Annotated in this window: 23 protein-coding genes; 10 read left to right on the top strand and 13 right to left on the bottom strand. The window is 68.5% G+C overall.

Annotated elements, in window-relative coordinates:
* Positions 1 to 3 precede the first annotated feature (3 nt).
* The 4 genes from BAU06_RS13770 to BAU06_RS13755 all read left to right on the top strand — a co-directional run bounded on the left by BAU06_RS13770 (position 4) and on the right by BAU06_RS13755 (position 6,147).
* Positions 4 to 3,309 carry an efflux RND transporter permease subunit gene (locus BAU06_RS13770; protein ID WP_082993873.1) on the top strand — a complete coding sequence of 1,102 codons (3,306 nt, stop codon included), beginning with the start codon at positions 4 to 6 and terminating at the stop codon, positions 3,307 to 3,309.
* A gap of 16 nt (positions 3,310 to 3,325) precedes the next feature.
* Positions 3,326 to 4,819: an efflux transporter outer membrane subunit gene (locus BAU06_RS13765; protein ID WP_066359043.1), complete on the top strand. Its 1,494-nt coding sequence runs from the start codon at positions 3,326 to 3,328 to the stop codon at positions 4,817 to 4,819.
* Between the two features lie 143 nt (positions 4,820 to 4,962).
* Entirely contained in the window at positions 4,963 to 5,436 is a 474-nt protein-coding gene (locus BAU06_RS13760; protein ID WP_066349968.1) for a universal stress protein, read from the top strand.
* Positions 5,437 to 5,505: 69 nt separating this feature from the next.
* Positions 5,506 to 6,147: a response regulator gene (locus BAU06_RS13755; RefSeq protein ID WP_066349967.1), complete on the top strand. Its 642-nt coding sequence runs from the start codon at positions 5,506 to 5,508 to the stop codon at positions 6,145 to 6,147.
* Positions 6,148 to 6,162: 15 nt separating this feature from the next.
* Here BAU06_RS13755 and BAU06_RS13750 read toward each other — a convergent pair whose 3' ends face one another.
* The 11 genes from BAU06_RS13750 to BAU06_RS13705 form a co-directional block, all read right to left on the bottom strand.
* A complete protein-coding gene (locus tag BAU06_RS13750) occupies positions 6,163 to 6,411 on the bottom strand; it encodes a lipoprotein (protein ID WP_066349965.1) in 249 nt (82 codons plus the stop codon).
* A gap of 37 nt (positions 6,412 to 6,448) precedes the next feature.
* Positions 6,449 to 7,936 (bottom strand): cytochrome c oxidase accessory protein CcoG, encoded by a 1,488-nt coding sequence (gene ccoG, locus BAU06_RS13745; RefSeq protein WP_415834860.1) that lies wholly within the window; start codon positions 7,934 to 7,936, stop codon positions 6,449 to 6,451.
* Complete coding sequence (gene ccoP, locus BAU06_RS26205) at positions 7,825 to 8,820, bottom strand: cytochrome-c oxidase, cbb3-type subunit III (RefSeq protein ID WP_082993679.1); 996 nt, start codon at positions 8,818 to 8,820, stop codon at positions 7,825 to 7,827. Before ccoP ends, ccoG begins: the two co-directional genes overlap by 112 nt.
* Positions 8,813 to 8,992, bottom strand: a complete 180-nt coding sequence (locus BAU06_RS13740) for a cbb3-type cytochrome oxidase subunit 3 (RefSeq protein WP_082988209.1) — start codon at positions 8,990 to 8,992, stop codon at positions 8,813 to 8,815. Before BAU06_RS13740 ends, ccoP begins: the two co-directional genes overlap by 8 nt.
* Positions 8,993 to 9,694, bottom strand: a complete 702-nt coding sequence (ccoO, locus tag BAU06_RS13735; RefSeq protein WP_066349961.1) for a cytochrome-c oxidase, cbb3-type subunit II — start codon at positions 9,692 to 9,694, stop codon at positions 8,993 to 8,995. It lies immediately after the preceding gene.
* A gap of 10 nt (positions 9,695 to 9,704) precedes the next feature.
* Positions 9,705 to 11,195 carry a cytochrome-c oxidase, cbb3-type subunit I gene (gene ccoN, locus BAU06_RS13730; RefSeq protein WP_066349960.1) on the bottom strand — a complete coding sequence of 497 codons (1,491 nt, stop codon included), beginning with the start codon at positions 11,193 to 11,195 and terminating at the stop codon, positions 9,705 to 9,707.
* A gap of 206 nt (positions 11,196 to 11,401) precedes the next feature.
* Positions 11,402 to 11,539: a cbb3-type cytochrome oxidase assembly protein CcoS gene (gene ccoS / locus BAU06_RS13725; protein WP_066349957.1), complete on the bottom strand. Its 138-nt coding sequence runs from the start codon at positions 11,537 to 11,539 to the stop codon at positions 11,402 to 11,404.
* A complete protein-coding gene (locus BAU06_RS13720) occupies positions 11,536 to 12,579 on the bottom strand; it encodes a hypothetical protein (protein ID WP_066349956.1) in 1,044 nt (347 codons plus the stop codon). The genes ccoS and BAU06_RS13720 overlap by 4 nt, the downstream gene beginning before the upstream one ends.
* Before the next feature lie 140 nt (positions 12,580 to 12,719).
* Complete coding sequence (locus tag BAU06_RS13715; protein WP_066349955.1) at positions 12,720 to 13,550, bottom strand: universal stress protein; 831 nt, start codon at positions 13,548 to 13,550, stop codon at positions 12,720 to 12,722.
* Between the two features lie 183 nt (positions 13,551 to 13,733).
* Entirely contained in the window at positions 13,734 to 15,191 is a 1,458-nt protein-coding gene (locus BAU06_RS13710; RefSeq protein ID WP_066349954.1) for an ATP-binding protein, read from the bottom strand.
* Entirely contained in the window at positions 15,188 to 15,859 is a 672-nt protein-coding gene (locus BAU06_RS13705) for a response regulator transcription factor (RefSeq protein WP_066349952.1), read from the bottom strand. Before BAU06_RS13705 ends, BAU06_RS13710 begins: the two co-directional genes overlap by 4 nt.
* Positions 15,860 to 15,963: 104 nt before the next feature.
* Here BAU06_RS13705 and BAU06_RS13700 point away from each other — a divergent pair, with 104 nt between their 5' ends.
* From BAU06_RS13700 to BAU06_RS13680, 5 genes are read left to right on the top strand one after another with little or no spacing between them, the layout of a single operon-like run.
* Positions 15,964 to 16,611, top strand: coding sequence for a thermostable hemolysin (locus tag BAU06_RS13700; RefSeq protein ID WP_231933875.1), 648 nt, complete (start codon positions 15,964 to 15,966; stop codon positions 16,609 to 16,611).
* Positions 16,608 to 18,089, top strand: a complete 1,482-nt coding sequence (locus BAU06_RS13695) for an AMP-binding protein (RefSeq protein WP_066349945.1) — start codon at positions 16,608 to 16,610, stop codon at positions 18,087 to 18,089. Before BAU06_RS13700 ends, BAU06_RS13695 begins: the two co-directional genes overlap by 4 nt.
* Before the next feature lie 6 nt (positions 18,090 to 18,095).
* Positions 18,096 to 18,767, top strand: a complete 672-nt coding sequence (locus BAU06_RS13690) for a TenA family transcriptional regulator (RefSeq protein ID WP_066349943.1) — start codon at positions 18,096 to 18,098, stop codon at positions 18,765 to 18,767.
* The gene (locus BAU06_RS13685) at positions 18,764 to 19,579 is read left to right on the top strand and encodes an SDR family oxidoreductase (protein WP_066349942.1); all 816 of its coding nucleotides are present in this window, start codon (positions 18,764 to 18,766) and stop codon (positions 19,577 to 19,579) included. Before BAU06_RS13690 ends, BAU06_RS13685 begins: the two co-directional genes overlap by 4 nt.
* Complete coding sequence (locus BAU06_RS13680; RefSeq protein ID WP_066349940.1) at positions 19,576 to 20,238, top strand: tetratricopeptide repeat protein; 663 nt, start codon at positions 19,576 to 19,578, stop codon at positions 20,236 to 20,238. Before BAU06_RS13685 ends, BAU06_RS13680 begins: the two co-directional genes overlap by 4 nt.
* Before the next feature lie 24 nt (positions 20,239 to 20,262).
* Here the strand turns inward: BAU06_RS13680 and BAU06_RS13675 are convergent, their stop codons facing one another.
* Positions 20,263 to 21,423 (bottom strand): acyl-CoA dehydrogenase family protein, encoded by a 1,161-nt coding sequence (locus BAU06_RS13675; RefSeq protein ID WP_066349937.1) that lies wholly within the window; start codon positions 21,421 to 21,423, stop codon positions 20,263 to 20,265.
* A gap of 244 nt (positions 21,424 to 21,667) precedes the next feature.
* Between BAU06_RS13675 and BAU06_RS13670 the strand changes: the two genes are divergently transcribed.
* The gene (locus BAU06_RS13670; protein WP_066349933.1) at positions 21,668 to 22,618 is read left to right on the top strand and encodes an IS481 family transposase; all 951 of its coding nucleotides are present in this window, start codon (positions 21,668 to 21,670) and stop codon (positions 22,616 to 22,618) included.
* Here BAU06_RS13670 and BAU06_RS13665 read toward each other — a convergent pair.
* Positions 22,615 to 23,064, bottom strand: coding sequence for a cupin domain-containing protein (locus tag BAU06_RS13665; RefSeq protein WP_066349930.1), 450 nt, complete (start codon positions 23,062 to 23,064; stop codon positions 22,615 to 22,617). The two genes, BAU06_RS13670 and BAU06_RS13665, sit on opposite strands and share 4 nt — an antisense overlap.
* Positions 23,065 to 23,151: the final 87 nt, after the last annotated feature.

Raw genomic sequence — 23,151 nt, 5'->3', positions numbered from 1 at the left:
ATCATGCGCATCGCTCACTTTTTCATCGACCGCCCGCGCTTCGCGACGGTGGTCAGCTGCTTCCTGACCCTGCTCGGGCTGGGCGCGCTGTTCGTCCTGCCCGTGGCGCAATATCCGGAGATCGTGCCGCCCACCGTGCAGGTGACCACCTCGTACCCCGGCGCCTCCGCCGAGACGATCGCGCGGACCGTGGCGACACCGCTGGAGCAGCAGATCAACGGCGTGGAGAACATGCTCTATATGAGCAGCCAGTCCACGGGCGACGGCAAGCTCACCATCACGGTGACGTTCCGCATCGGCACGGACCTGAACGTGGCGCAGAACCTGACGCAGAACCGCGTGCAGAACGCGCTGCAACGCCTGCCGGAAGACGTACAGCGGCTGGGGGTGCAGGTGCGCAAGGCCACGCCCAGCATCCTGCTGGCGGTGCATGTGTTTTCGCCCGACAGCACGCGGGACACGCTCTATCTGTCGAATTACGCGACGCTGCATATCAAGGACGTGCTGGCGCGCATTCCCGGCGTGGGGGACGTGCAGTTCGTCGGCGGGCGCGAGTACGCCATGCGGATCTGGATCGATCCGGACAAGGCGGCCGCCAACAATCTGAACGCCAGCGAAATCCTGGCGGCCCTGCGCCAGCAGAACCTGCAGGTGTCGGCGGGCGTGCTGAACCAGCCGCCCACGCCACGGCCCGAGGCCTACCAGATCAATGTCGAGGTGCTGGGGCGGCTGACCACGCCCAAGGAGTTCGCCGACATCGTCATCAAGTCCGATGGACAGGGCCGGGTGACCCGCGTGCGGGATATCGGCAGGGTGGAGGTGGGCGCGGCCGACTACGGATCGACGGCCTTCATGGACCGCAACGATGCGGCGGCGCTGTTGATCTACGCCCAGCCGGGCGCCAATTCGCTGGATGTGGAGCACAGCGTGCTCGGCGCCATGCGGACGCTGGCAAAGGATTTCCCGCCTGGGGTCGACTACAAGATCATTTACGACCCCACCGTATTCATCGGCAAATCGGTGGACGAGGTGATCCGCACCATCCTGGAGGCCATCGTCCTGGTGGTGGCGGTGGTGTTCCTGTTCCTGCAGAACTGGCGCGCGACCATCGTGCCGGTGGTCGCCATCCCGATCTCGCTGCTCGGCTCCTTCATCGTGCTGTATGCCTGCGGGATCTCGCTGAACAATCTGTCGCTGTTCGGCCTGGTGCTGGCGGTGGGTATCGTGGTGGACGACGCCATCGTCGTGGTCGAGAACGTCGAGCGCAATATCCAGGCCGGCATGTCGCCGTTCCAGGCGGCGCACCGGACCATGGACGAAGTGGGCGGCGCGCTGATCTCCATCGCCCTGACGCTTTGCGCGGTGTTCGTCCCGGCGGCCTTCCTGAGCGGCATCGCCGGGATTTTCTTCCGGCAGTTCGCGATCACCATCGCGGCCTCCACCATTATTTCGTGCATCGTCTCGCTGACGCTGAGCCCGGCCCTGTGCGCGGTGCTCTTCAAAAAGCACGACACGGCCGCCAGGCCGCGCAATGCGGTGCGCCGCATGCTGGATGCGGGCTTCGCGCGGTTCAACCGGGGCTTCGACCGCATGTCCATGGGATATGGACATCTGACGCGGCGGCTGGCGCGGGTGCTGGCCCTGGTGCTGGTGGTCTATGTGGGCTTGATCGGACTGACAGGCCTGCAGCTGGAGCGCACGCCGACGGGCTTCATTCCGGAGCAGGACCAGGGCTATCTCATCACCATCGTGCAACTGCCGCCGGGCGCCTCGCTGGACCGCACGGAGAAAGTCGTGCGGCAGGTGATCGATATCGCGCTGGGCACGCCGGGCATCGAGCACGTGGCGCCGTTCGTCGGGCTGGACGCCACCACAAATACCGTGGCGTCGAACTCGGGCACGGTATTCACCGGCCTGCCTTCGCTGTACAGCCACGATGTCCCCGGCATGACCGCGAACACCGTCCTGGCCGACCTGCGCCGCCGCCTGTCCGTCATCAAGGACGCCTACGTACTGACCATCCCGCCGCCGCCGGTGCAGGGCCTGGGCAACGCCGGCGGGTTCAAGATGATGATCGAGGACCGTGCGGGCCTGGGACCGCAGGCACTGGTGGACGCCGCCAGGAAGCTGGTCGCCGCGGCGAACAAGGATCCCGCGCTGGCCGGTGTCTTCACGCTGTACAACGCGGGCTCGCCGTCGATCTTCGCCGACATCGACCGCGTCAAGACGGAGAAGGTGGGACTGAAACCGACGGATGTGTTCTCGACACTGCAGCTTTACCTGGGATCGCAGTATGTCAACGACTTCAATTATCTGGGCCGTACCTACCAGGTGATCGCCCAGGCCGACGGCGAGTTCCGCCGCAATGCCCAGGACATCACGCGATTGAAGGCCCGCAACGACGCGGGCGACATGGTGCCGATCGGCACGGTCGCGTCCATCGAGGACAGGACCATCCCTTACCGGGTGCCGCGCTACAACCTGTATCCCGCGGCCGAAGTGCAGGGCGCCGCCGCCCCCGGCGTGGCCTCCGGCATTGCGCTGCGGCGCATGGAGCAGCTTGCCCGCGAGGTGCTGCCGCGCGGCATGGACTTCGAGTGGACGGAGCTCGCCTTCCAGCAGCAGCAGGGCGGTACGCCCACCGCGCTGGTGTTCGCGGCGGCGGCGCTGTTCTGCTTCCTGGTGCTGGTGGCGCAGTATGAAAGCTGGCGGCTGCCGCTGGCCATCATCCTGATCGTGCCGATGTGCATCCTGGCGTCGGTGACGGGCCTGTCCATGAGGGGATTGCCCGTCGACATCCTGGCGCAGATCGGCTTCGTCGTGCTGATCGGGCTGGCCGCCAAGAACGCCATCCTGATCGTCGAGTTCGCCCGGCAGCACCAGGACGAACGGGGCGTCTCGGCGGTGGAGGGCGCCGTGCACGCGGCGCGTACCCGCCTGCGCCCCATCCTGATGACGTCCCTGGCCTTCATCCTGGGCGTGGCGCCCTTGACCCTGGCCACCGGCGCGGGCGCGGAGATGCGCCAATCCCTGGGCACGGCGGTGTTCTTCGGCATGTTGGGCGTGACGGCCTTCGGCCTGCTGTTCACGCCGGCGTTCTACATCTTCATCCAACGCTTCGGCGGCCGCTCGGCGTCTCCCGCCCGGCATGAGCGCGCGTCCGGTTTGGATGTGTCCGGCGGGGTTGCGTCCGGCGTGGTTGCGTCCGGGGCAGCTGCGTCCGGCCCGGATGCGTCCGGCGGCGCCGGCGGCCATGACGGCCTGCCCGCCGAACGCGCCCTCCACAAGACGATTCCTCAGGTCCGATAGCATCATGGAAGACTTCATGCACCGATATCTCGATGTCCGCAAGCTGGCCGGATTGTCCCTGGCCGTGGCCCTGGCCGGCTGCGCGGTGGGGCCGGACTATTCCCGGCCCGATACCCCGCTGGCGCCTTTCCATACAGCCTTGCAGGCGCCGGCCGGAACGCCCGCATCCCGGGCGGCGCCCGCGCTGGATCGCTGGTGGGAGGGATTCGACGATCCCTTGCTGGTGTCCGTCGTCCAGCGCGCGCTGGAGCAGAACCTGGACCTGGCCGCGGCCCTGGCGCGGGTCGACCAGGCAAGGGCGGCGGCGCAGGCCGCCGGCGCGGCGCTGCTGCCCACGGTGGATGCGAACGCCTCGGCCACGGCCTTGCGGCAAAGCCTGCAAAGCCCCCTGGGCACCCTGGCCCGCGGGCTTCCCGGCTACGACAGGAACCAGCGCGAATACACGCTGGGCGCGGCCGCGACCTGGGAAATCGACCTGGCCGGCGGCCTGCGCCGCAACGCCGCGGCCGCCCTGGCGGAGGCCCAGGCCGCCGAAGCGGCGCGCATCGGCACCCGGGTGACGGTGGCGGCGGATGCCGCGGATGCGTATGTGCAGGTGCGGGGCTTCCAGTCCCGCCTGGCCGTGGCCCTGGACCAGATCGATACCGACAGCCGCCTGCTGGACCTGGTCAGGCTCAGGCGGCAACTGGGGGCCGCCGACGACCGCGAGGTCGCGCAGGCCGAGGCGCTGCTCAGCCAGGCCAGGTCGACCGTGCCGCTGCTGCGTATCGCGCTGGAGGCGCAGCTGAACCGGCTGGACGTGCTGCTGGGCGTGCAGCCGGGCACCTACGCCCGCATCCTGGACGGCAAGGGAGACATCCCGTCGCTGCCGGCCATGACCGATACCGGCAGCCCGGTCGATGTCCTGCGCAGGCGGCCGGACGTGATCGCGGCCGAGCGCATCCTGGCGGCATCCAACGAACGCATCGGCGCGGCGATCTCCGATTACTACCCCAAGCTCACGCTGTCCGGCGTGCTGGGCTTCGACAGCATCACCACCAATGGCCTGTTCCGCAACCGCTCTTTCCAGCCCCTGGGAACGGCGGGCCTGCGCTGGCGGCTTTTCGATTTCGGCAAGGTCGATGCCGAAGTCCGGCAGGCCAGGGGCGGCTACGCCGAGGCCTTGGCCCAGTATCGGCAGACGGTATTGAAGGCGGCCGAGGACGTGGAGAACGCGGTCACGCTGTTGAACCAATCCCGGCTGCGGCGCCAGGAACTGGCCGCGGAGGTCGACGCGCTGACGCGGGCCCGGGACCTGTCGGAAAAGGCATACAAGGCCGGCGCCATTACGCTGACCGATGTGCTGGATGCCGACCGGCAACTGCTGGTGGCGCGCGACAACCTGGACGGCGTGCGTGCCGACTCGGCGCGCGCGGCCGTCGGCGTGTTCCGGGCATTGGGCGGCGGCTGGGATAGCACGGGCGACGCGGTGGCGACAGCCGGGACGCGGGCGGACGGCGGGCCCCGATAGCGGCTAGGGGCAGGACGGGGCGGCAAGGGGCGGCAAGGGGCGGCAAGGGACCAGCGCGCGGCGACCGCGGTTTCCGTTGACGCATATCAAGGCCACCGGGCCGCGCCACCGATACAGTGCCTCATCGTCCCAAGGAGAGCGCCATGTACCGACACATCCTGGTTGCCGTCGATGGCAGCATCACGGCCGAGCGCGCGCTGGACCATGCCATTTCGCTGGCGAAATCCGAGCATGCCAAGCTGCTGGCCGTCTATATCGTCGAATATCCCAGCTCGATTTATTCGTCCGCCTTCATCGACGTGGAGCCTTTCCATGAGTCCATGGTGAGCGAAGCGCAAACCGTGCTGAACAAGGTCCAGGCCAAGTTCCGGGATGCGGGCGTGGCGGGGGAAGTCAAAATGGTGGACGCGGGCGCGCTCAGCGGGACCATCGCCGAACAACTGCGGGCCGCCGCCGGCGATGCCGGCGTGGACCTTGTGGTCATGGGCACGCACGGCCGTCGTGGCTTCCAGCGGCTGGTGCTGGGCAGTGTGGCCGAAACCTTCGTCCGCTTGTCCAGTTGCCCCGTCATGCTGGTGCCGCATCACGAAGAGCGCGCGTCCGCGGCAGGCAGGTAGGCGTTTGCCGGCGCGGCAACCCCGCGCCGCCCGGCGTTAAAATCGACGTCCTGTTTCTGGGAAATGTCGATGGCCGGTGAATTCATAGACGTCCTGCTGGTGGACGACCACACCGTGGTGCGCAACGGCGTGCGCCTCATGCTGAGCTCGGCCACCGATATCCGCGTGACCGGAGAAGCCGAGAACGCCGCGCAGGCCCTGGAGCGCGTGCGCGAGCAGGACTTCGACGTTGCCCTGATCGACATCGCGATGCCGGGCAAGAACGGGCTGCACCTGCTGCAGTCCCTGCGGGCCGAGCGCCCCGCATTGGCCGTGCTCGTCCTGAGCACCTACGCCGAGGACATCTACGCCGTGCGGGCCCTGAAACTGGGCGCCGCCGGCTATCTGACCAAGGACAGCCCCACCGCCACGCTGATCGAGGCCGTGCGCAAGGCGGCCGCCGGCGGCAAGTACGTCAGCCCTTCGCTGATGGAGCGCTTCGCCATGATGATGGGTGGCGCGGGCACGGCCACGCATGAATCGCTGTCCAATCGCGAGCTGGAAGTCCTGAAAATGATCGCCAAGGGCGAGAGCCTGGCGCGCATCGCGGAAGTCCTGCATCTCAGTCCCAAGACGGTCACCACCTACCGCGCCCGCATCCTGGAAAAGATGGGCGTGCGCAGCAACGCCGAACTGGCCCGCTACGCCGCCGAAAACGGCTTGCTGATGTAGCAGGCGGTCCCGGCCCTATCCCCCGGCCTGGCGGTCCGCTTCGATTTTCGTGGGCGGGGACGCGGGCGGGATCGGCGCCGCGATGCGGCGCACCACCAGGCCTTCGCGCGTCGCCCCTTCGGTAATGGGCGGGTCGGCATGGCGCACCGTTGCCAGGTAGACGGTCACGATGCAGGCCGCCAGCGCCGCCGCGGGGCCGGCCATGAGTATCCAGGGCCACGGTTCGCGGTACCAGGGGCGGGAAGAGGCGGAATGATCGTTCATGGCAGGTCCGGTGCGGGGCCGCGAGAGAGCCGGCGGGCTATTCGGGGATGAAGAAGCTGGCGGGTTCGTCGGTCTCTAGCATGCCGCCGTCCGCGCGCGCGGCCGTGGCATGGATGACGATGCGGTGGGCGCCGGGGGCGGCGCCGGCCGCCGGCGCGCGCGCCACGGCGGCGACCACCTTGTTGTCCAGCGCATCCACCCGGACCGTCGCGCCGCCGGCGGGCAGGGCCATGGCCAGGCCGTCCAGTCCGTGGGCGGAAAGCGCGATGTCCAGCGGCGCCCCGGAGGTGTTGATGAACTGCAGGCGATAGACGTTTTCGATCATGCCGCCCGCCACCTCCCGTCCCAGCGCACCGCGGTCGCGGATGACGTCCATGCGCAGCACGGGACGCAGCCACAAGGCCGTCATCAGGCCGGCGGACAGCGCGGCCAGCAGCGTGCCGTACACCAGCGTGCGCGGACGCAGCAGCCTGCGCAGGGCGGCCCCGCGCGTCAGGCCCGCGCTGACGGCGCGCTCGGACGCATAGCGGATCAGGCCGGGTGCGTAATCCATTTTCTTCATGACGTCGTTGCAGGCGTCGACGCATGCCCCGCAGCCTATGCACAGGTACTGCAGGCCGTTGCGGATGTCGATGCCGGTGGGACAGACCTGCACGCACCAGTGGCAATCGACGCAATCGCCCACGCCCAGGGCCGCGCGGTCCGCATGGCGGGAGCGGCCGCCGCGCGGTTCGCCGCGCCCCTTGTCGTAGGTCACCACGAAGGTGTCGCGGTCGACCATGACGCTCTGGAAGCGCGCGTACGGGCACATGTACTTGCATACGGATTCCCGCAGGAAGCCGGCGTTGCCCCACGTGGCCAGGCTGTAGAAGACGATCCAGAACCATTGCCAGGGACCCAGCTGCAGGGCGAACAGATCGTGCGCCAGCTGGCGGATGGGCGCGAAGTAGCCGATGAAGGTACTGCCCGTCCACCAGGCGATGCCCAGCCATAGCAGGTGCTTGGCGGCCTTGAGCCGCAGCTTGCGCGCGGTCCATGGCCCCTGGTCCAGGCGCAGGCGCGCCGCGCGGTCGCCTTCGATCCTGCGTTCTATCCAGGCGAAGATCTCGGAGTACACGGTTTGCGGACAGGCGTAGCCGCAGAACAGCCGGCCGGCCAGGGCCGTGAACAGGAACAGGGCCAGCGCGGAAATGACCAGCAGGACCGCCAGGTAGACCATATCCTGCGGCCAGAGCACCAGGCCGAACAGGTAGAAGCGGCGCGCGCCCAGGTCGAACAGCACGGCCTGCCGGCCGTCCCATTGCAGCCAGGGCAGGCCGTAGAACAGGGCCTGCGTCAGGAAAACGAAGACGACGCGCCAGGTGGCAAAGGTGCCGCGGACGGAGCGGGCGTAGATCTTGGCGTCGACCGTGTTCATGGCGCGTTCAGCGAGACGGCGGCCGGCGCCTCCGCCTTGCCGGCCGGTGCGGCGGCGGCGGGCGGGCCGGCGCGCGCGGCGGCATCGTCGGGATGGGACTGCCGCCAGACCCAGGCCGTCAGGATGCGGATCTGGGCCGGGGTCAGGATGCCGTCCTGCGCCGGCATGCGGCTGTCGCGGCCGTTCAGGATGGTGGTCTCGATGGCGCGCTGCGAGCCGCCGTACAGCCACACGTCGTCCGTCAGGTTGGGCGCGCCCAGCGCCTGGTTGCCCTTGGCGTCCTCGCCGTGGCAAGCCACGCAGTAGGTGCCGTAGGCCTCCTTGCCGCTGAACACCCGTGAGCGGTCCCCGCCCAGGCCGGACAAGGACCGCACGTAGTCGGCGATATCCGAGGCCGTGCGGGCATCGATCACGCCGCTCCAGGCCGGCATGACACCGTGCCGGCCATGGGTGATGGTTTGCAGGATGGCCTCGGGCGAGCCGCCATACAGCCAGTCGCCGTCGGTCAGGTTGGGGAAGCCCGGCGCGCCCCTGGCGTCGGAGCCGTGGCACTGCGCGCAATTGGCCAGGAACAGGCGCTGGCCGATTTCCAGCGCCTGGGCATCGCGGGCGATGGCCGGCACCGGCATTGCTTCATAGCGGGCGTACAAGGGCCGCGTGGCGGCTTCCTGCGCGGCCTGCTGGCGCATCAGGTCGTCCGCGCTGGTGTAGCGCAGGGTGCCGGCGTAATGTCCCAGCCCCGGAAAAAGTACCAGGTAGCCCACCGCGAACACACACAGCAGCAGGTACATGACGGTCCACCAGCGCGGTACGGGGTTGTTCAGCTCGGTCAGGTCGCCGTCCCAGACATGGCCGGTGTCGGGCGCCTCGTTGGCCGGGGCGCTGCCCAGCCAGCGGCGCTGGGTGAACAGCAGCCATACGCACCAGACGATGCCGCCCATGGCGACGATGCCGACGAAGTAGCCCCAGAAAGGGGCGATGAAGTCACTCATGCGGGTTTCCTTTGCGGGCGTCCCGGGCGATGGATTCGTCGGGCAGGGCGAAGGGGAGCAGGGCGGACGCCCGGTTCGCCGGCTGGCGCCCCTTGGACCAGGCCCACGCGATGATGCCCAGGAAGGTGGCCATGGAAATGGCGGTAACGATGGCGGTCAGATAGGCCATGATTCAGTTTCCGGTGGAGGATGGCGTGGCCGCTGCGGCCGCTCCGGCAACCGGCGCCGCGCCGCGCGGCGTGGCGGCGCCCTTGCGCGCCTCCAGGCCCAGGCCCTGCAGGTAGGCCACCAGGGCGTCTTCCTCGGTCTTGCCCGCCAGGGCCCGCGGCGCGTCGGCGATGTCCTTGTCGGAATAGGGCACGCCCAGCCGGCGCAGGGCGCGCATGCGGTCGCCGACGTTCTGCCCCGCCAGCGGCGCGGACCGCAGCCAGGGATAGGCGGGCATATTGGACTCGGGAACGACCGCGCGGGGATCGCGCAGGTGCTCGCGCTGCCAGGCATCGGAATAGCGTCCGCCCACGCGCGCCAGGTCGGGCCCGGTGCGCTTGGAACCCCACAGGAAGGGATGGTCGAAGACCGACTCGCCGGCGGTGGAGTACGAGCCGTAGCGCTGGACCTCCGATTGCAGCATGCGCACCTGCTGGGAATGGCAGCTGACACAGCCCTCGCGGATATAGATATCGCGGCCCATCAGGCGCAGCGGGGAGTAGGGCTCCACGCCCGCTTCGGCCTCGGTGGTCGAATGCTGGTAGAACAGCGGGATGATCTGCACCAGTCCCGCCATCGACACCACGGCGATGGTGGCGGCGATCATCAGGCCGATGTTTTTCTCCAGCGTGTGGTGCGAGAAGAATGAGGATTTTCCGGTCGTCATGCTCGGCCCTTCAGGCTGGGGTGGTGGCAACGGCCGGCCGGGGCAGCGGCGTGCCGGCGGGTGGCGAAGCCGGTTGGGGTTCGGGGATCGCGGGGTCGACGGCCGTGGCCGACCGGACGGTCATCCACGTATTCCAGGCCATGATCACCACGCCGCCCAGGAACATCGCCCCGCCCAGCAGACGGATCAGGTAATAGGGAATGCGGGTTTTCAATTCCTCGACGAAGCTGTAGACCAGCGTGCCGTCCGGCGCGGTGGCGCGCCACATCAGGCCTTGCTGCACGCCCGCTGTCCACATGGCGGCGATGTACAGGACCACGCCCAGGGTGGCGATCCAGAAATGCAGCTCGATGGCGCGCACGCTATACATGCGGTCCCGGCCGTACAGGCGCGGGATCAGGTAGTAAAGCGAACCGAAGGTGATCATGGCGACCCATCCCAGCGCGCCGGAATGCACATGGCCGATGGTCCAGTCGGTGTAGTGGGACAGCGCATTGACGCTGCGGATCGACATCATCGAACCTTCGAACGTCGCCATGCCATAGAACGACAGCGCGGTGACCAGGAACTTCAGGATCGGGTCGGTGCGCAGGCGGTGCCATGCACCTTGCAGGGTAAGAATGCCGTTGATCATGCCGCCCCACGATGGCGCCAGCAGGACCAGCGAAAACGTCATGCCCAGCGACTGCGTCCAGTCCGGCAGCGAGGTATACAGCAGGTGGTGCGGCCCGGCCCACATATACGTGAAGGCCAGGGCCCAGAAGTGCACGATGGAAAGGCGGTAGGAGTAGATGGGCCGGCCGGCCTGCTTGGGCACGAAGTAATACATCATGCCCAGGAAGCTCGTCGTCAGGAAAAAGCCCACCGCGTTGTGGCCGTACCACCACTGCACCATGGCGTCCTGCACGCCCGCGTAGGCGGAATAGGACTTCCAAAGCGTGACCGGCATTTCGACGTTGTTGACGATATGCAGGATGGCGATCGTCAGGATGTAGGCGCCGAAGAACCAGTTGGCCACGTAGATGTGCCGGACCCTGCGCTTGACGATGGTGCCGAAGAAGACGATGGCGTAGGCCACCCACACCAGCGTGATCAGGATGTCGATGGGCCATTCCAGTTCGGCGTATTCCTTGCTGCTGGTCAGCCCCATGGGCAGGGTGATGGCCGCGGCGACGATCACCGCCTGCCAGCCCCAGAAGGTGAACTCGGCCAGCCACCCGCAGAACAGCCGTGCCTGGCAGGTGCGCTGGACGACGTAGTAGGAGGTGGCGAACAGGCCACAGCCGCCGAACGCGAAGATGACGGCATTGGTGTGCAGCGGACGCAGCCGGCCATAGCTGAGCCAGGACGTGTCGAAGTTCAGGGACGGCCAGATAAGCTGCGCCGCGATCAGCACGCCGACGGCCATGCCGACGATGCCCCAGACGATGGTCATCAAGGCGAAGCGGCGGACGACGCCGTAATTGAATGTCGCCGCGGTGGAATTGGGACTGTCCCGCATGGATTTTCTCCCCCATGGTTGTGCTCGCCGCCATCATGCGGCGCCGGGCGGGGAAGATGCTTGACTTCGATCAAGCGCCGTGCGGCGGGGGCCGGGAAGCTTGCCGGTCAGGGGCGGAACGTTGCGTGCAAGCCGCAAGCCGCCATCGCCGGCGCGCCCTTGTCCGCAGGCGGACCATCGATCCGGGCGTGTCTATACGGCGCCGCTCAGTCGTCGTCCGGCAAGTGGCCTGCCGCGGCGTCGGTGTCGTCGTATTGCCCGGTCAGCACCGCCCAGGCCAGGAAGCCGCCGATGGCCGCAACGAACAGCAGCGAGAGCGGCAGCAGCAATAGCAGGATGGTCACGGCGTTTCCACGGCGGCGGCTGCGCTGGCGGAGGTGGCGGAAGTGGCCGGAGTGGCGACGGTGACGAGATTCCCCGCCGTGGCTGGATGCGCGCGACCGCCGCCGCCAAAGGCCCGGCCATCCGTCCAGCGCCGGTGCAGGCCCCAGGCGTTGGCCGCCACCGCCAGGGACGACACCAGCATCGTGATGGCCGCGAGCCATGGCGTGACCCAGCCCAGGGCGGCCAGCGGCATCGTCAGCAGGTGGAAGGCCGCGCTGCCGTAGAGATTCTGCGCCGCCTTGCGCCGCGCCGCCGCCAGGATGGCCCGTATGTCGGCCTCGGCGGCGGCCGGCAGGGCGCCCAGGGCCGCGTCGGCGCTGGCCATGACCGCCGGCACGGACATCGACATGGCGCAGGGGCAGCTGATGACCAGCATGGCCACCATGACGGGCAGGAAGCGTCCCGGCTCTATCCAGATCCAGGCCAGGCCGACCGCGAAGGTCGCGGCCAGTTGTAGCGTACAGAACAGCGCCGCGCGGCGGTCGGCGTAAAGCGCGAGCAGGGCGCGCGTGCGGCGCACGGGATCGTGGCGGCCCGCGGCGCTGGACTGCCGGGCGCACAGCGCCAGATAGCGGGCCGTCAGCAGAAAGGCCACGAACATCGTGACGGAGTCGTAGTAGACGTGGCCACTGCCGGCGATGGTCGCGTGCACGCTGGGAATAAAGGCCCCCGCCATGCCGATGGCCACCGGCAGGTCCATGCCGGCCCGGCCTTGCCAGATTCCGCGCAGGGCGCCGCGCCACAGCGGCCAGGCGGAGTAGGCCAGCACCGGCAAGGTCAGCACCAGGCTGGTCCAGTTCATCAGGCCGATGGCCCAGTCCAGCGTCGCCAGCTTGCCGGGGGCAAGACCGTCGTGCCGCACGTAGGCCGGCCAGGCCAGCATCATGACCTGCATCATGACCAGCCAGGCCAGTCCCAGCCGCAACAGGGCGTGGCGGCGGGTCCGCCGCTCGTCCGGGCCCAGGCCGGCCGGCAGCGAGAAGATGGAATAGGGGCGCATGGCGTGCACGGTACGCCGGCCACTGGGCGCGCGCCTTGACATGCGTCAAGCGAGACGGCCCCCTCGCTGCGGGCGCGGCGTCCGGAACCGCGCGGCACGAACCGGAAACCGTATGCCCGCGCGGCGGCTGGCGCGCTGTATCAGTGCGAAAACAGCACAGGCACCGTCATGTTCCTGAGCATGTCGCGCGACGCGCCGCCCAGCACCCATTCGCGGGCGCGGTTGTGGCCGTACAGGCCCATGACGATCAGGTCGCAGCCGTGGTCGGCGGCGGCCGTCAGGATGGCGTCGCCCATGCCGCGCCCGTCGGTATCGCGGGCAAGCAGCCGCGGTTCGGCGTAGCCCCGCGGACGTAACCAGGCCTGCAGCGCCTCGGACATTTCGCCCGGTTGAAGGTTCGCGGACCGGCTGCCCAGTGTGAGCGCGAAGATGTTCCGGGCGCGGGCCAGGAAGGGCGCCGCGTCGGCCAGCGCGCGCGCGGCTTCGCGCCCGCCGTCCCAGCAGACCAGGATGCGGTCGCCGATGCTGGTGTACTCGGCGGCGTACGGCACGACCAGCACGGGCCGGCCGGCGGTCATGATGACGGTCTCCACGCTGTAGGGATCGACGATGGAATCCGTGGTGGCGTCGGCCTGGCTCAGGACCAGGAGGTCCGTGCAGCGCGCGTGCAGGGCCAGGGCGTCGGCCGGCCGCCCCAGCGCGGCGCGCCACTGGCGATCGACTTCGGCCTGGGTGGCGTGGCGGTTGAACTCGGCCTCGCACAGGCGCCGCTCCTGCGCCTGCTGTTCCAGCATGAGCTCGTACACGGCGCTGGGGAAGATGTCGTGCTCGGCTTCGTCCGGCATCCAGGCGTGGCTGACATAGACGCCCACCACCTGGGCCTGGAAGCGCCGCGCCAGGGCCAGCGCCGCCGCGTAGCGCGCATACCGGGCCTGGTCCTTTTCCACGTGCAGGGCGATTCGTTTGAGCATGGTTGTTCTCCCGCGCGCTTCCATACTCGTGCCATACGCGGGGTCCTGCCTTGACGTGGGTCAAACCGCGTGGGTCAAACCGCGTGGGTCGAACCGCGTTGGTCGAACCTCGCGGGTCCACCGTTTCCGGAACGGTTGACGGGCCGCCCCAGCGGCACGCAGGGCGAGTTGCGAGCGGCGCGGTCAGGCGCCGCGCAGCACGGTACACCGCAGCCCCGGCCCCAGGTCGCCGGCGCCGTCGCGCATGGAGAACTGCAGCGCCAGGCCGTGATTCTGGGCGATGCGGCGTGCGATGGACACGCCCAGGCCGCTGCCGGACTCTTCGTTGCCGGCGGCGCGCAGGAAGCGGTCGCCCATGCGCGCCAGCAATTCGGGCGGCATGCCGGGCCCCTGGTCGTCCACGAAGATGCGCGACCCGGTGAAGGTCAGGCGTACGCGGGAATGCCGGGGGCCGTAGCGCACCGCGTTGTCCACGATATTCCTGAGCATGATGACCAGGGCATCCATATCCCCGGCGATGGGAAGCGGCGCCTCGCCATGGCTGGGCCATTCGATCTCGATGTCGATGTCGCGGCGATTGGCGATCCACAGGCAATCGCTCACGGCCTGGTCGGCGACGCCGCGCCAGTCGATGGCCGAGCCGAAACCGACATGCCGCGTGCTGTCCAGCCGGGCCATCGTCAGCAGTTGCACCACCAGCCGGTCCAGTCTTTCCAGGCCACGCGTCACGCTGGCCTGGACTTCGCGCCGTTCGGCCGGATCATCGGTTCGCCGCGCCACATCCCATTGCGCGCGCAAGGCCGCCAGCGGCGTGCGCAGCTCGTGGGCGGCATCCGCGGTCAGCCGGCGTTCCTGCTCGATCAGCGAGCTGACCCGCAGCAGCAGGCCGTTCATGGCCTGCACCAGCCGCTGCAGTTCGCCTGGCGTATTGTGCGTCGGCAGCAGCCGGTCGTCGTCCGGATCGCGCCGCTCCAGCAGCCCGGACAGCTCGCGCACGGGTTTCAGCGCCCGCCGCACGGCGTAGATCAGCAACGCGATCAGCACCGGCAGGCTCACCGCCCAGGGCAGTACCTGGCTGGCGATGTAGGCGATGACCAGTTCGTCGCGTTCGCCGACGCGCTGGCCGACCGCCACGCGCGTGCCGCTGTCGGGGTCATCCATGTAGTACAGGCGCCAGGGCGTGGCGTCGATCGTGGTCTCCACGAACCCCTGCCGCGCGGCGTCGCGGGGAAATTGCCTGGCATGCGGATCCAGCACCAGGGGTTCGCTCGACGCGCCCCAGATGGCGACGGACCAGGTCTGCGGCTCGGCGGCACCCATGTCGGCGTCGCCCTCGCCGGCCGACCGTGCGGGCGAGGGCAGGGAGAGCAGGGCCGGAACCCTGGATCGCGCAGGGGCCGTGGCCGCCCCCGCCGCTGCTCCCACCGCCCCCGACGGCGACGGCGACGACGCCGGCGCCGGCGCGTCGGGCGGCAGCAGCCGCGCCACCGCCAGCGTCTGCTGCGCCAGCCGCAGCATGTCGGTGTCGTAGAGCTCGTTGATCTCGTGGCGCGCGCGCCAATAGGTGCCCGCGATGGTCAATACCCAGGCCAGCGGCGCCGCCAGCAGGACGGCGATGATCAGTCTGCGCTGCAGTGTCATGCGTCGCTTTCCAGCTGGCCCAGCGCGTACCCGGAGCCGCGCAGGGTACGGATGATCTTGGGATGGATCTTCTTGCGCACGTGGTGCACGTAGACGTCCAGCGCGTTGCTTTCGACGTCCGCATCCCAGTCGTAGAGCTTGTCGCGGATGAAGTCCCGCGTCAGCACGCGGTTCGGATGGGTCAGGAAGAGTTCCAGCAGCAAGGCTTCGCGCACGGACAGGTCCACCTTGCGTCCCTGCCAGTAGACCTCGTGCGAGGCCGGATGGTATTGCAGGTCGCCATGCTGCCAGACGGGCTCGGGCTTGCCGGCGCCGCGGCGCGTGACGGCACGCAGGCGCGCGGCCAGTTCATCCAGCGTGATGGGCTTGATCAGGTAGTCGTCGGCCCCGGCATCCAGTCCGGCGATGCGGTTCTGCACCGCATCGCGCGCGGTCAGGACGATGATGGGCAAGGTCTGCCCGGCGCCGCGCCAGCGTGCCAGGATCGCCAGCCCGTCCTGGCCGGGCAGGCCCAGGTCCAGGACCACGGCGTCGTACTTGACGACCTGCATGGCCTGCTCGGCCTGCGTGCCGTCGACAAACCAATCGACCGCGTATCCCAGCAGCCGCAGGCCTTTCTTGATGCCATCACCGAGAAGCGGATCGTCTTCGATGATGAGTATTCTCATTCACATTCCTCCGCGTGCAAGCGGCCCAGCTTAGCACCGCCATTCATTAATTTCCGATTAATGTTGGCCGCCTATGCTGCGCCGCATCGTTTCGGAAACGGCACATGCATAGTCTGGAAATCTGGATGCCGCGCGGCAAATCGACACTTGGCAAGGCCTTGCCGCCGGCGACCCATGGCGCGTCCGCGGATCGCGCCGCGCTGCACCTGCACCATCGGGACGACCCCTTGCGTGAACGCGTGGAGTCGTACATATCCCGGCGCTACCGGCAGCGCTACGGGGCGCATCTGCGCGAGTTCCTGCCGGTCCTCGTCACGCTGCAGGCCGATGGAGAGATCCTGGCGGCCGCGGGATATCGCAGCGCGCGTGCGCCGCTGTTCCTGGAACGCTATCTGGCGGTGCCGGTGGAACAGTACATCCTCGAGCGCGGCGCCCCGGTGGGTCGCCACCTGATCGTGGAAGTGGGGCATTTCGCGGCCATGCGGGCGGGCGCCGGCCGCCTGCTCGTTCCCATGCTGGCCAATCACCTGGAGGCGCAAGGCTACGAGTGGGCGGTCAGCACGCTTACCGCCGAACTGCATCATTTGTTCGCCCGCATGGGCCTGGCGCACCGCTCCCTGTCGCTGGCCACGCCGGCACACCTGACCGAGCGCGAGCGCGCCGACTGGGGGGATTACTACGCTCACGGGCCGCAGGTCTTCGCCGGTCACTTGGGAACGATACTATCCAGGTTCCGGGAGCACGCCGCGTGAACGTGCCGGCTTTCTTCGAACGCCTGCGGGAGGCGGGACGGGCCGGCCGCACCGCGCTGGATACGCCCGAAGGCCCGGTCAGCTATGCGGAGCTGGATGGCCTGGTCGCCCGGCATGCGGACCGGCTGGCGGCATTGGACACCCGCGCGGTGGCCTCGCTGATGGACAACGGGGCGGACTGGATCGTGCATGACCTGGCCTGCCTGCGGGCCGGGGTGGTGCATTTGCCCTTGCCGCTGTTTTTCACGCCGGCGCAGATACGCGCCGCGCTGGGCGCCGGGGGCGTCGGCGCGCTGGTCACCGGCGCCGGCCCGGGTGCCGCATTCCCGGACCTGGATGGCGACCCGGGCGAGCCGTGGTCGCCGACGCTGCGGCTGCATCGCCTGCGAGCGCCGGCCACGGCCCTGCATCCCGGCACGGCCAAGATCACATTCACATCCGGCTCCACCGGCGACCCCAAGGGCGTGTGCCTGGGCGCGGCCGAAATGCTGGACGTGGCCGCCAGCTTGGCCAGCGCCACGGGTCCGCTGGCGATCGAACGCCATCTGGCGGCGCTGCCGCTGCCCGTGCTGCTGGAAAACATCGCGGGCGTCTATGCGCCGCTGCTGCAAGGCGCGGCGGTCGCCGTGCGCCCGCTGGGCCAGGTGGGCCTGCAGGGGTCTTCCCGTTTCGATCCGGCGGTTTTCCACGCGGCGCTGGAGCAATCCGGCGCGAACAGCGTGATCGCGCTGCCGCAGATGCTGCGCGCCTATGCCGGCTGGCTGGCCGCGACCGGCGTGCGGGCGCCATCCGCGCTCCGCTTCATGGCGGTGGGCGGCGCGGCGGTCGGCGCCGCGCTATTGACGCAGGCGCGCGCGCTGGGCCTGCCGGCCTACGAAGGCTATGGATTGTCGGAGGCTTGCTCGGTGCAGGCCTTGAATCTGCCGGGCGCCGATATCCCGGGATCCGCGGGCCGTCCCTTGCCGCATGCGCGGCTGCGCGTGGCGCCGGACGGCGAGATCGAGATCGCCGGTACGCATGCCCTGGGTTACCTGGGACAGCCGGCCCTCGCGCGGACCTGGCTGCCGACCGGCGACCTGGGCCACCTGGACGACGCGGGCTTCCTGCATATCGACGGCCGCAAGAAGAACGTCCTGGTCACCGGCTTCGGCCGCAACGTGTCGCCGGAATGGGTGGAGCTGCACCTGGCCGGCCAGCCGGGCATTGCGCACGCCGTGGTCCTGGGCGATGGCCAGCCCGCGCTGGGCGCCGTCCTGTGGCCGCTGCCCGGCACGGACGAAGCCGCCATGCACCGCGCCGTGGAGCGGGTCAACGAGATCCTTCCCGATTACGCGCGGGTCGGATCGTGGAGCCGGGCGCGCGCCGAGTTCTCGCCTGCCTCCGGGATGGCCACGGCCAATGGCCGGCCGCGCCGCGACGCGATCGCCGCCTTGCATGCCGACCTTTTCCTGAGCATTCACCAACCTCCCTTGCCCTGAGCGACCATGCCTTTCTTCGAAACCCTGCTAGGCGATACGCGGGACAGCCGCGATGCGCTGGTGCGGACGCCCGTCATCCAGGACTGCCTGCGCGGACAGGTCGCGCTGCCGTCGTACATCGCCTTCCTGAGCCAGGCCTACCACCATGTCAGCCATACCGTGCCCTTGATGCATGCCTGCCGCGCCCGCATGCCCGCCCGCCTGGCGTGGATGCATGCCGCCCTGGATGAATACATCCAGGAAGAACAGGGCCACGACGAGTGGATCCTGAACGACCTGCGGGCGCTGGGTGCCGACGCGCAGGCCATCCGCCGCGCCGGCCCGGCACCGGAGACCGAAATCATGGTGGCGTATGCCTACGACACTATCGCCCGCAAGAACCCGGTGGGATTCTTCGGCATGGTCCATGTGCTGGAAGGCACCAGCGTGGCCCTGGCCTTGAGTGCGGCCGACCGCATCCGGGAAACGCTGGCGCTGCCCGCGGCGGCGTTCAGCTATTTGCGTTCGCACGGCACGCTGGATCGGGAGCATACGCGCCACTTCGCCGATCTGATGGACCGCCTGGACGACGCCGGGGACCAGGCCGCGGTGCTGCATGCCGCCCACATGTTCTATCGGCTGTACGGGGCGATTTTCCGCGCGCTGCCGCGTGCCGGGGCGGAGGGCGCGATCCAATGAAGCCGATGGAATGCTCCGTCGTCCTGACGGGCGCGGCCGGCGGGCTGGGCAGCGCCATTGCCCGCCGCCTGCTGGATGAGGGCGCGCGCGTCCTGCTGGTCGGACGCAGCGCGGACCCGCTGCTGAAACTGGCGCACGCGCTTGCCACCGGTTCTTTCGACCGCTGGCGGGTGGACGCCCTGGTAGTGGACATCACGACCGAGCACGGCCGTGCCGCGCTGGTCGATGCGGCCGCCGCGCGCCAGGCCAACGTACTGATCAACAATGCCGCGGTCGCCGCCTTTGGCCGGGCCCAGGACCTGGATTCCGCGCAGGCGCGGCGGGTCGTGGATACCAACATCCTGGCGCCCATGCTGCTGACCGCCGGCATGCTGCCCCAGCTGCTGGCGTGCAAGCAGGCGCGGATCGTCAATATCGGCTCGACCCTGGGCAGCCTGGGCGTGCCCGGCTTCTCGGCCTATGGGGCCAGCAAGGCGGCGCTGCGGGTCTATACCGAATCCCTGCGGCGCGAGCTGGCCGACACCCATGTCCGCGTGCAGTACTACGCGCCGCGCGCCATCGACACCGCTTTCAACGCGCCGGAGGTGCTGGCCTTCAATGCGGCCACCGGCTCGCGCAGCGATGCGCCAGACGCCGTGGCCCGCGACCTGGTGCACATGATGCGGGGCGACGCGCCGCAGCGCTTCGTCGGCGCGGTGGAGGGCCTGGCCGTGCGCCTGAACGGCCTGTTCCCGAAATGGATGGACAAGGCGTTCTCCAAGCACAGGCGCGCCCTGGATCCCACGATTCTTCCCCCTGGAGCTTCTTCATGACCCGACACCTTTCCCTGGCCGGATGGGCGGCCGCGCTCTGGTCCGCCGCGACCCTGGTATTCTGCTCGCCGGCGCTGGCCGAGCCGGCGGACCTGGACCAGGGTATCCGTACCCTGCAGACGCAGTGGGCCGTCATCCAGTACCGGACACCGCAGGACCAGCGCGCGGCGCGCTTCGAGGCCTTGTCCAGGCAGGCGCATGACCTGACCGCGCGGTATGCCACCCGTGCCGAACCCCATATCTGGGAGGGCATCGTCCTGAGCTCCTGGGCCGGCGCGAAAGGCGGCCTGGGCGCGCTGGACCTGGCCAAGCAGGCCAAGGCGGAATACGAGACGGCGATGAAGATCGACAGCAAGGCGCTGGACGGCTCGGCCTTGAACAGCCTGGGCGTGCTGTACTACAAGGTGCCGGGCTGGCCCATCGGATTCGGCGACAACAAAAAGGCGGAGGCGCTGCTGCAGCAGGCCTTGTCCGTGAATCCCGACGGCATCGATCCGAATTACTTCTATGCGGACTACCTGGTCTACCGGAACCGCAAATCCGAGGCGATTCCGTACCTGGAAAAGGCCTTGAAGGCGCCGCCGCGGCCGGGCCGAGAGGTGGCCGACGAAGGGCGCCGTGGCGAAATCCACGCCCTGCTGGCAAAAATACGATCCTGAAGAAAACCCGCGGCGCGCGCGCGCTCAGCCGGATTTCATCAGTTGCTTGCCGATCACCAACTGCTGGATTTGCGTGGTGCCTTCGTACAGGCGCAGCAGGCGCACGTCGCGATAGAAGCGTTCCACCTTGTAGTCGTTGATGTAGCCGGAACCGCCGTGGACCTGCACGCCGCGGTCGGCCACGCGGCCGACCATTTCGGTGCTGAACAACTTGGCGCAGGCCGCCTGCATGCTGACCTCCGGATCGGTCACGCCGAAGGGCTTGGCGTCGTAGCGGCGCGCCACCGATTGCACCAGCGACCAGGCCGCCAGGAGTTCGGCCTGGCTGTCGGCCAGCATGGCCTGTACGAGCTGGAAATCGCCGATGCGCTGCCCGAACTGCTTGCGCTGCTGCGCATAGGCCACGCTTTCGCGCAGGATGCGGTCCGCCATGCCGCAGGCCACGGCCGAGATATGCAGCCGGCCGCGGTCCAGGACCTTCATGGCCGTCTTGAAGCCCTTGCCCGGCTGGCCGCCGATGATGTTGGCGGCCGGCACGCGCACATTGTCCAGATTGACGTCGCAGGTCTTGGTGCCGCGCTGGCCCATCTTGCGGTCGGGCTTGCCCAGCGACAGGCCGGGCAGCCCGGCCGGCACGATAAAGGCGCTAATACCGCCCGCGCCAGGCCCGTCGGTGCGCGCCATGAGCGTGAAGGCGCCGGCGCGCGGGGCATTGGTGATGAAGCGCTTGGTACCGTTGAGCAGGTAGTCGTCGCCGTCCCTGACGCCGGCGGCCTTGATGGATGCCGCGTCCGACCCGGCGTCGGGCTCGGTCAGGGCAAAGGACACGATCAGGTCGCCGCTGGCGATCCGCGGCAGGTATTCGGCCTTCTGTTCGGGCGTGCCGTCCATCAGGATGCCCTGCGAACCGATGCCGATATTGGTGCCCACGACGGACCGGAAGGCCAGCGCCGTGTGCCCCAGTTCATAGGCCACCTGGCATTCCTGCGCCATGGTCAGGCCGATACCGCCGTATTCCTCGGGGATGGACAGGCCGAACAGGCCCAGTTCCTTCATATCGCTGACAATGTCGGCGGGTACGTCGTCGCTTTCCTCGACCTGGTCCTCGGCGGGCATGAGCCGTTCGCGGACGAAGCGCTGGACGCTGTCCGTGAGCAATTGGAAAGTTTCTTCATCGAGCGACATGGGGCCTCCTGTGTTTCGGCGATTTTAGTGCGCACAGGGGCCCGGCCGGCGGCGGGCAGCCCGCCGGCCCTACGGCGATACCGCGGCCGTGCCGCCTGGGCAGGCGGACGCGGCCGTCCCGGGTCGGTTCGCCCGGGCCCGGCTAGGTGTGAACATTCAATAGGTTGTATTCATGGTTCACCCGAACCGGGTTTGAGAAACTGGTAATCGCCAAACCACCAGAAAGCTCAAGGAGCCCGGCCGGATGAACACCCATAAGCATGCCCGATTGACCTTCGTACGTCGATTCGAAATGGTTGAGCAATTGCGCAATAAACAGTTGACGATCTCTCAAGCGGCTGGCGCCTACGGGGTGACGGCGCCGACTGTGCGCAAATGGCTAGGTCGGTTTCTGGCGCAGGGCCAGGACGGGCTTGCAGATGCCTCATCGCGCCCGGTGCGCTCGCCCAAGGCGATTGCGCCGGCCAAGGCAATGGCTATCGTCGAACTTCGCCGCAAGCGACTGACTCAGGCACGCATTGCCCAGGCGCTGGGCGTATCGGCCAGTACCGTCAGCCGCGTCCTGGCCCGTGCCGGTCTGTCCCGCCTGGCCGACCTGGAGCCGGCCGAGCCGGTGGTGCGCTACGAACATGAGGCGCCAGGCCAATTGCTACACATCGACATCAAGAAGCTCGGGCGCATCGTGCGGCCCAGCCACCGCGTTACAGGTAACCGGCGCGATGGCGTGGACGGTGCCGGCTGGGACTTCGTCTTCGTGGCCATCGATGACCACGCTCGCGTGGCCTTTACCGACATCCACCCCGACGAACGCGCCCCCAGTGCGGTCCAGTTCCTCAAGGACGCCGTGGCTTACTACAAGCGCTTAGGCGTGACCATCCAGCGGTTGCTTACCGATAATGGCTCGGCCTTCCGCAGCCGCGCCTTCGCCGCGCTATGCCGTGAAATGGGCATCAAGCATTGCTTCACCCGGCCCTACCGGCCACAGACCAATGGCAAGGCCGAACGATTCATCCAGTCAGCCCTGCGTGAATGGGCCTACGCCTACACCTACCAAAACTCACAACACCGAGCCGATGCCATGAAATCCTGGCTACACCACTACAACTGGCATCGCCCTCACCAAGGCATCGGCCGCGCTGTACCTATCTCCAGGCTTAATCTGGGCGGATACAACCTCTTGACAGTTCACAGCTAGGCGGCCGTCGCGCTCCAGGGCGTGGGGCGCGGCACGGGATAGGGCGCCTCCACGCCGACGGTCGTGAAGTCGGCGGGACCGACGACCTCCAGGTATTCCATGTCGGGGGAATAGTCGAACAGGAAGTGGCGGATGCCGGGCCGCTGGTGCACGCAGTCGCCGGCGGCGACCAGGGTTTCGCGGTCCTCGTACATGAAGCGCGCCCAGCCCTTCAGCATGTAGACGATATGGAATTGCGCGCCATGGATGTGCCAGCCGGTTCCCGTGTCGGGCGGCTGGTTGGCGCGCACCAGCTGGGCGATGACCTTGCCGCCGGTGGCCTCGGCGATGCCCAGGTCGCGGTAGACGAAGAAGTCCCGCAAGCCTCCGGACCGGAAGGCGGTATCGCCCGGCCGGACGTGCGAGAACTGGGAACAGGACTCCTGGATTTTCGTATCGTGTGCCATTACGCTATCTCCTCGTTGGAATGCTGCGAGACTTGCCCGGATCCACTTTATGAGTCGCGAAGGGCCCCAGCAATACCGTAAAACTAC

The sequence above is a fragment of the Bordetella bronchialis genome (assembly GCF_001676705.1).
GTDB classification, from domain to species: Bacteria; Pseudomonadota; Gammaproteobacteria; order Burkholderiales; family Burkholderiaceae_B; genus Bordetella_C; species Bordetella_C bronchialis.
This window is presented reverse-complemented; position numbering and strand designations above follow the sequence as displayed.

Coding starts and splice junctions, on each gene's coding strand:
- BAU06_RS13770 (WP_082993873.1), top strand. CDS start 4: ATGCGCATCGCTCACTTTTTCATCGACCGCCCGCGCTTCGCGACGGTG.
- BAU06_RS13765 (WP_066359043.1), top strand. CDS start 3,326: ATGCACCGATATCTCGATGTCCGCAAGCTGGCCGGATTGTCCCTGGCC.
- BAU06_RS13760 (WP_066349968.1), top strand. CDS start 4,963: ATGTACCGACACATCCTGGTTGCCGTCGATGGCAGCATCACGGCCGAG.
- BAU06_RS13755 (WP_066349967.1), top strand. CDS start 5,506: ATGGCCGGTGAATTCATAGACGTCCTGCTGGTGGACGACCACACCGTG.
- BAU06_RS13750 (WP_066349965.1), bottom strand. CDS start 6,411: ATGAACGATCATTCCGCCTCTTCCCGCCCCTGGTACCGCGAACCGTGG.
- ccoP (WP_082993679.1), bottom strand. CDS start 8,820: ATGAGTGACTTCATCGCCCCTTTCTGGGGCTACTTCGTCGGCATCGTC.
- ccoO (WP_066349961.1), bottom strand. CDS start 9,694: ATGACGACCGGAAAATCCTCATTCTTCTCGCACCACACGCTGGAGAAA.
- ccoN (WP_066349960.1), bottom strand. CDS start 11,195: ATGCGGGACAGTCCCAATTCCACCGCGGCGACATTCAATTACGGCGTC.
- BAU06_RS13720 (WP_066349956.1), bottom strand. CDS start 12,579: ATGCGCCCCTATTCCATCTTCTCGCTGCCGGCCGGCCTGGGCCCGGAC.
- BAU06_RS13715 (WP_066349955.1), bottom strand. CDS start 13,550: ATGCTCAAACGAATCGCCCTGCACGTGGAAAAGGACCAGGCCCGGTAT.
- BAU06_RS13710 (WP_066349954.1), bottom strand. CDS start 15,191: ATGACACTGCAGCGCAGACTGATCATCGCCGTCCTGCTGGCGGCGCCG.
- BAU06_RS13705 (WP_066349952.1), bottom strand. CDS start 15,859: ATGAGAATACTCATCATCGAAGACGATCCGCTTCTCGGTGATGGCATC.
- BAU06_RS13700 (WP_231933875.1), top strand. CDS start 15,964: ATGCATAGTCTGGAAATCTGGATGCCGCGCGGCAAATCGACACTTGGC.
- BAU06_RS13690 (WP_066349943.1), top strand. CDS start 18,096: ATGCCTTTCTTCGAAACCCTGCTAGGCGATACGCGGGACAGCCGCGAT.
- BAU06_RS13685 (WP_066349942.1), top strand. CDS start 18,764: ATGAAGCCGATGGAATGCTCCGTCGTCCTGACGGGCGCGGCCGGCGGG.
- BAU06_RS13680 (WP_066349940.1), top strand. CDS start 19,576: ATGACCCGACACCTTTCCCTGGCCGGATGGGCGGCCGCGCTCTGGTCC.
- BAU06_RS13675 (WP_066349937.1), bottom strand. CDS start 21,423: ATGTCGCTCGATGAAGAAACTTTCCAATTGCTCACGGACAGCGTCCAG.
- BAU06_RS13670 (WP_066349933.1), top strand. CDS start 21,668: ATGAACACCCATAAGCATGCCCGATTGACCTTCGTACGTCGATTCGAA.
- BAU06_RS13665 (WP_066349930.1), bottom strand. CDS start 23,064: ATGGCACACGATACGAAAATCCAGGAGTCCTGTTCCCAGTTCTCGCAC.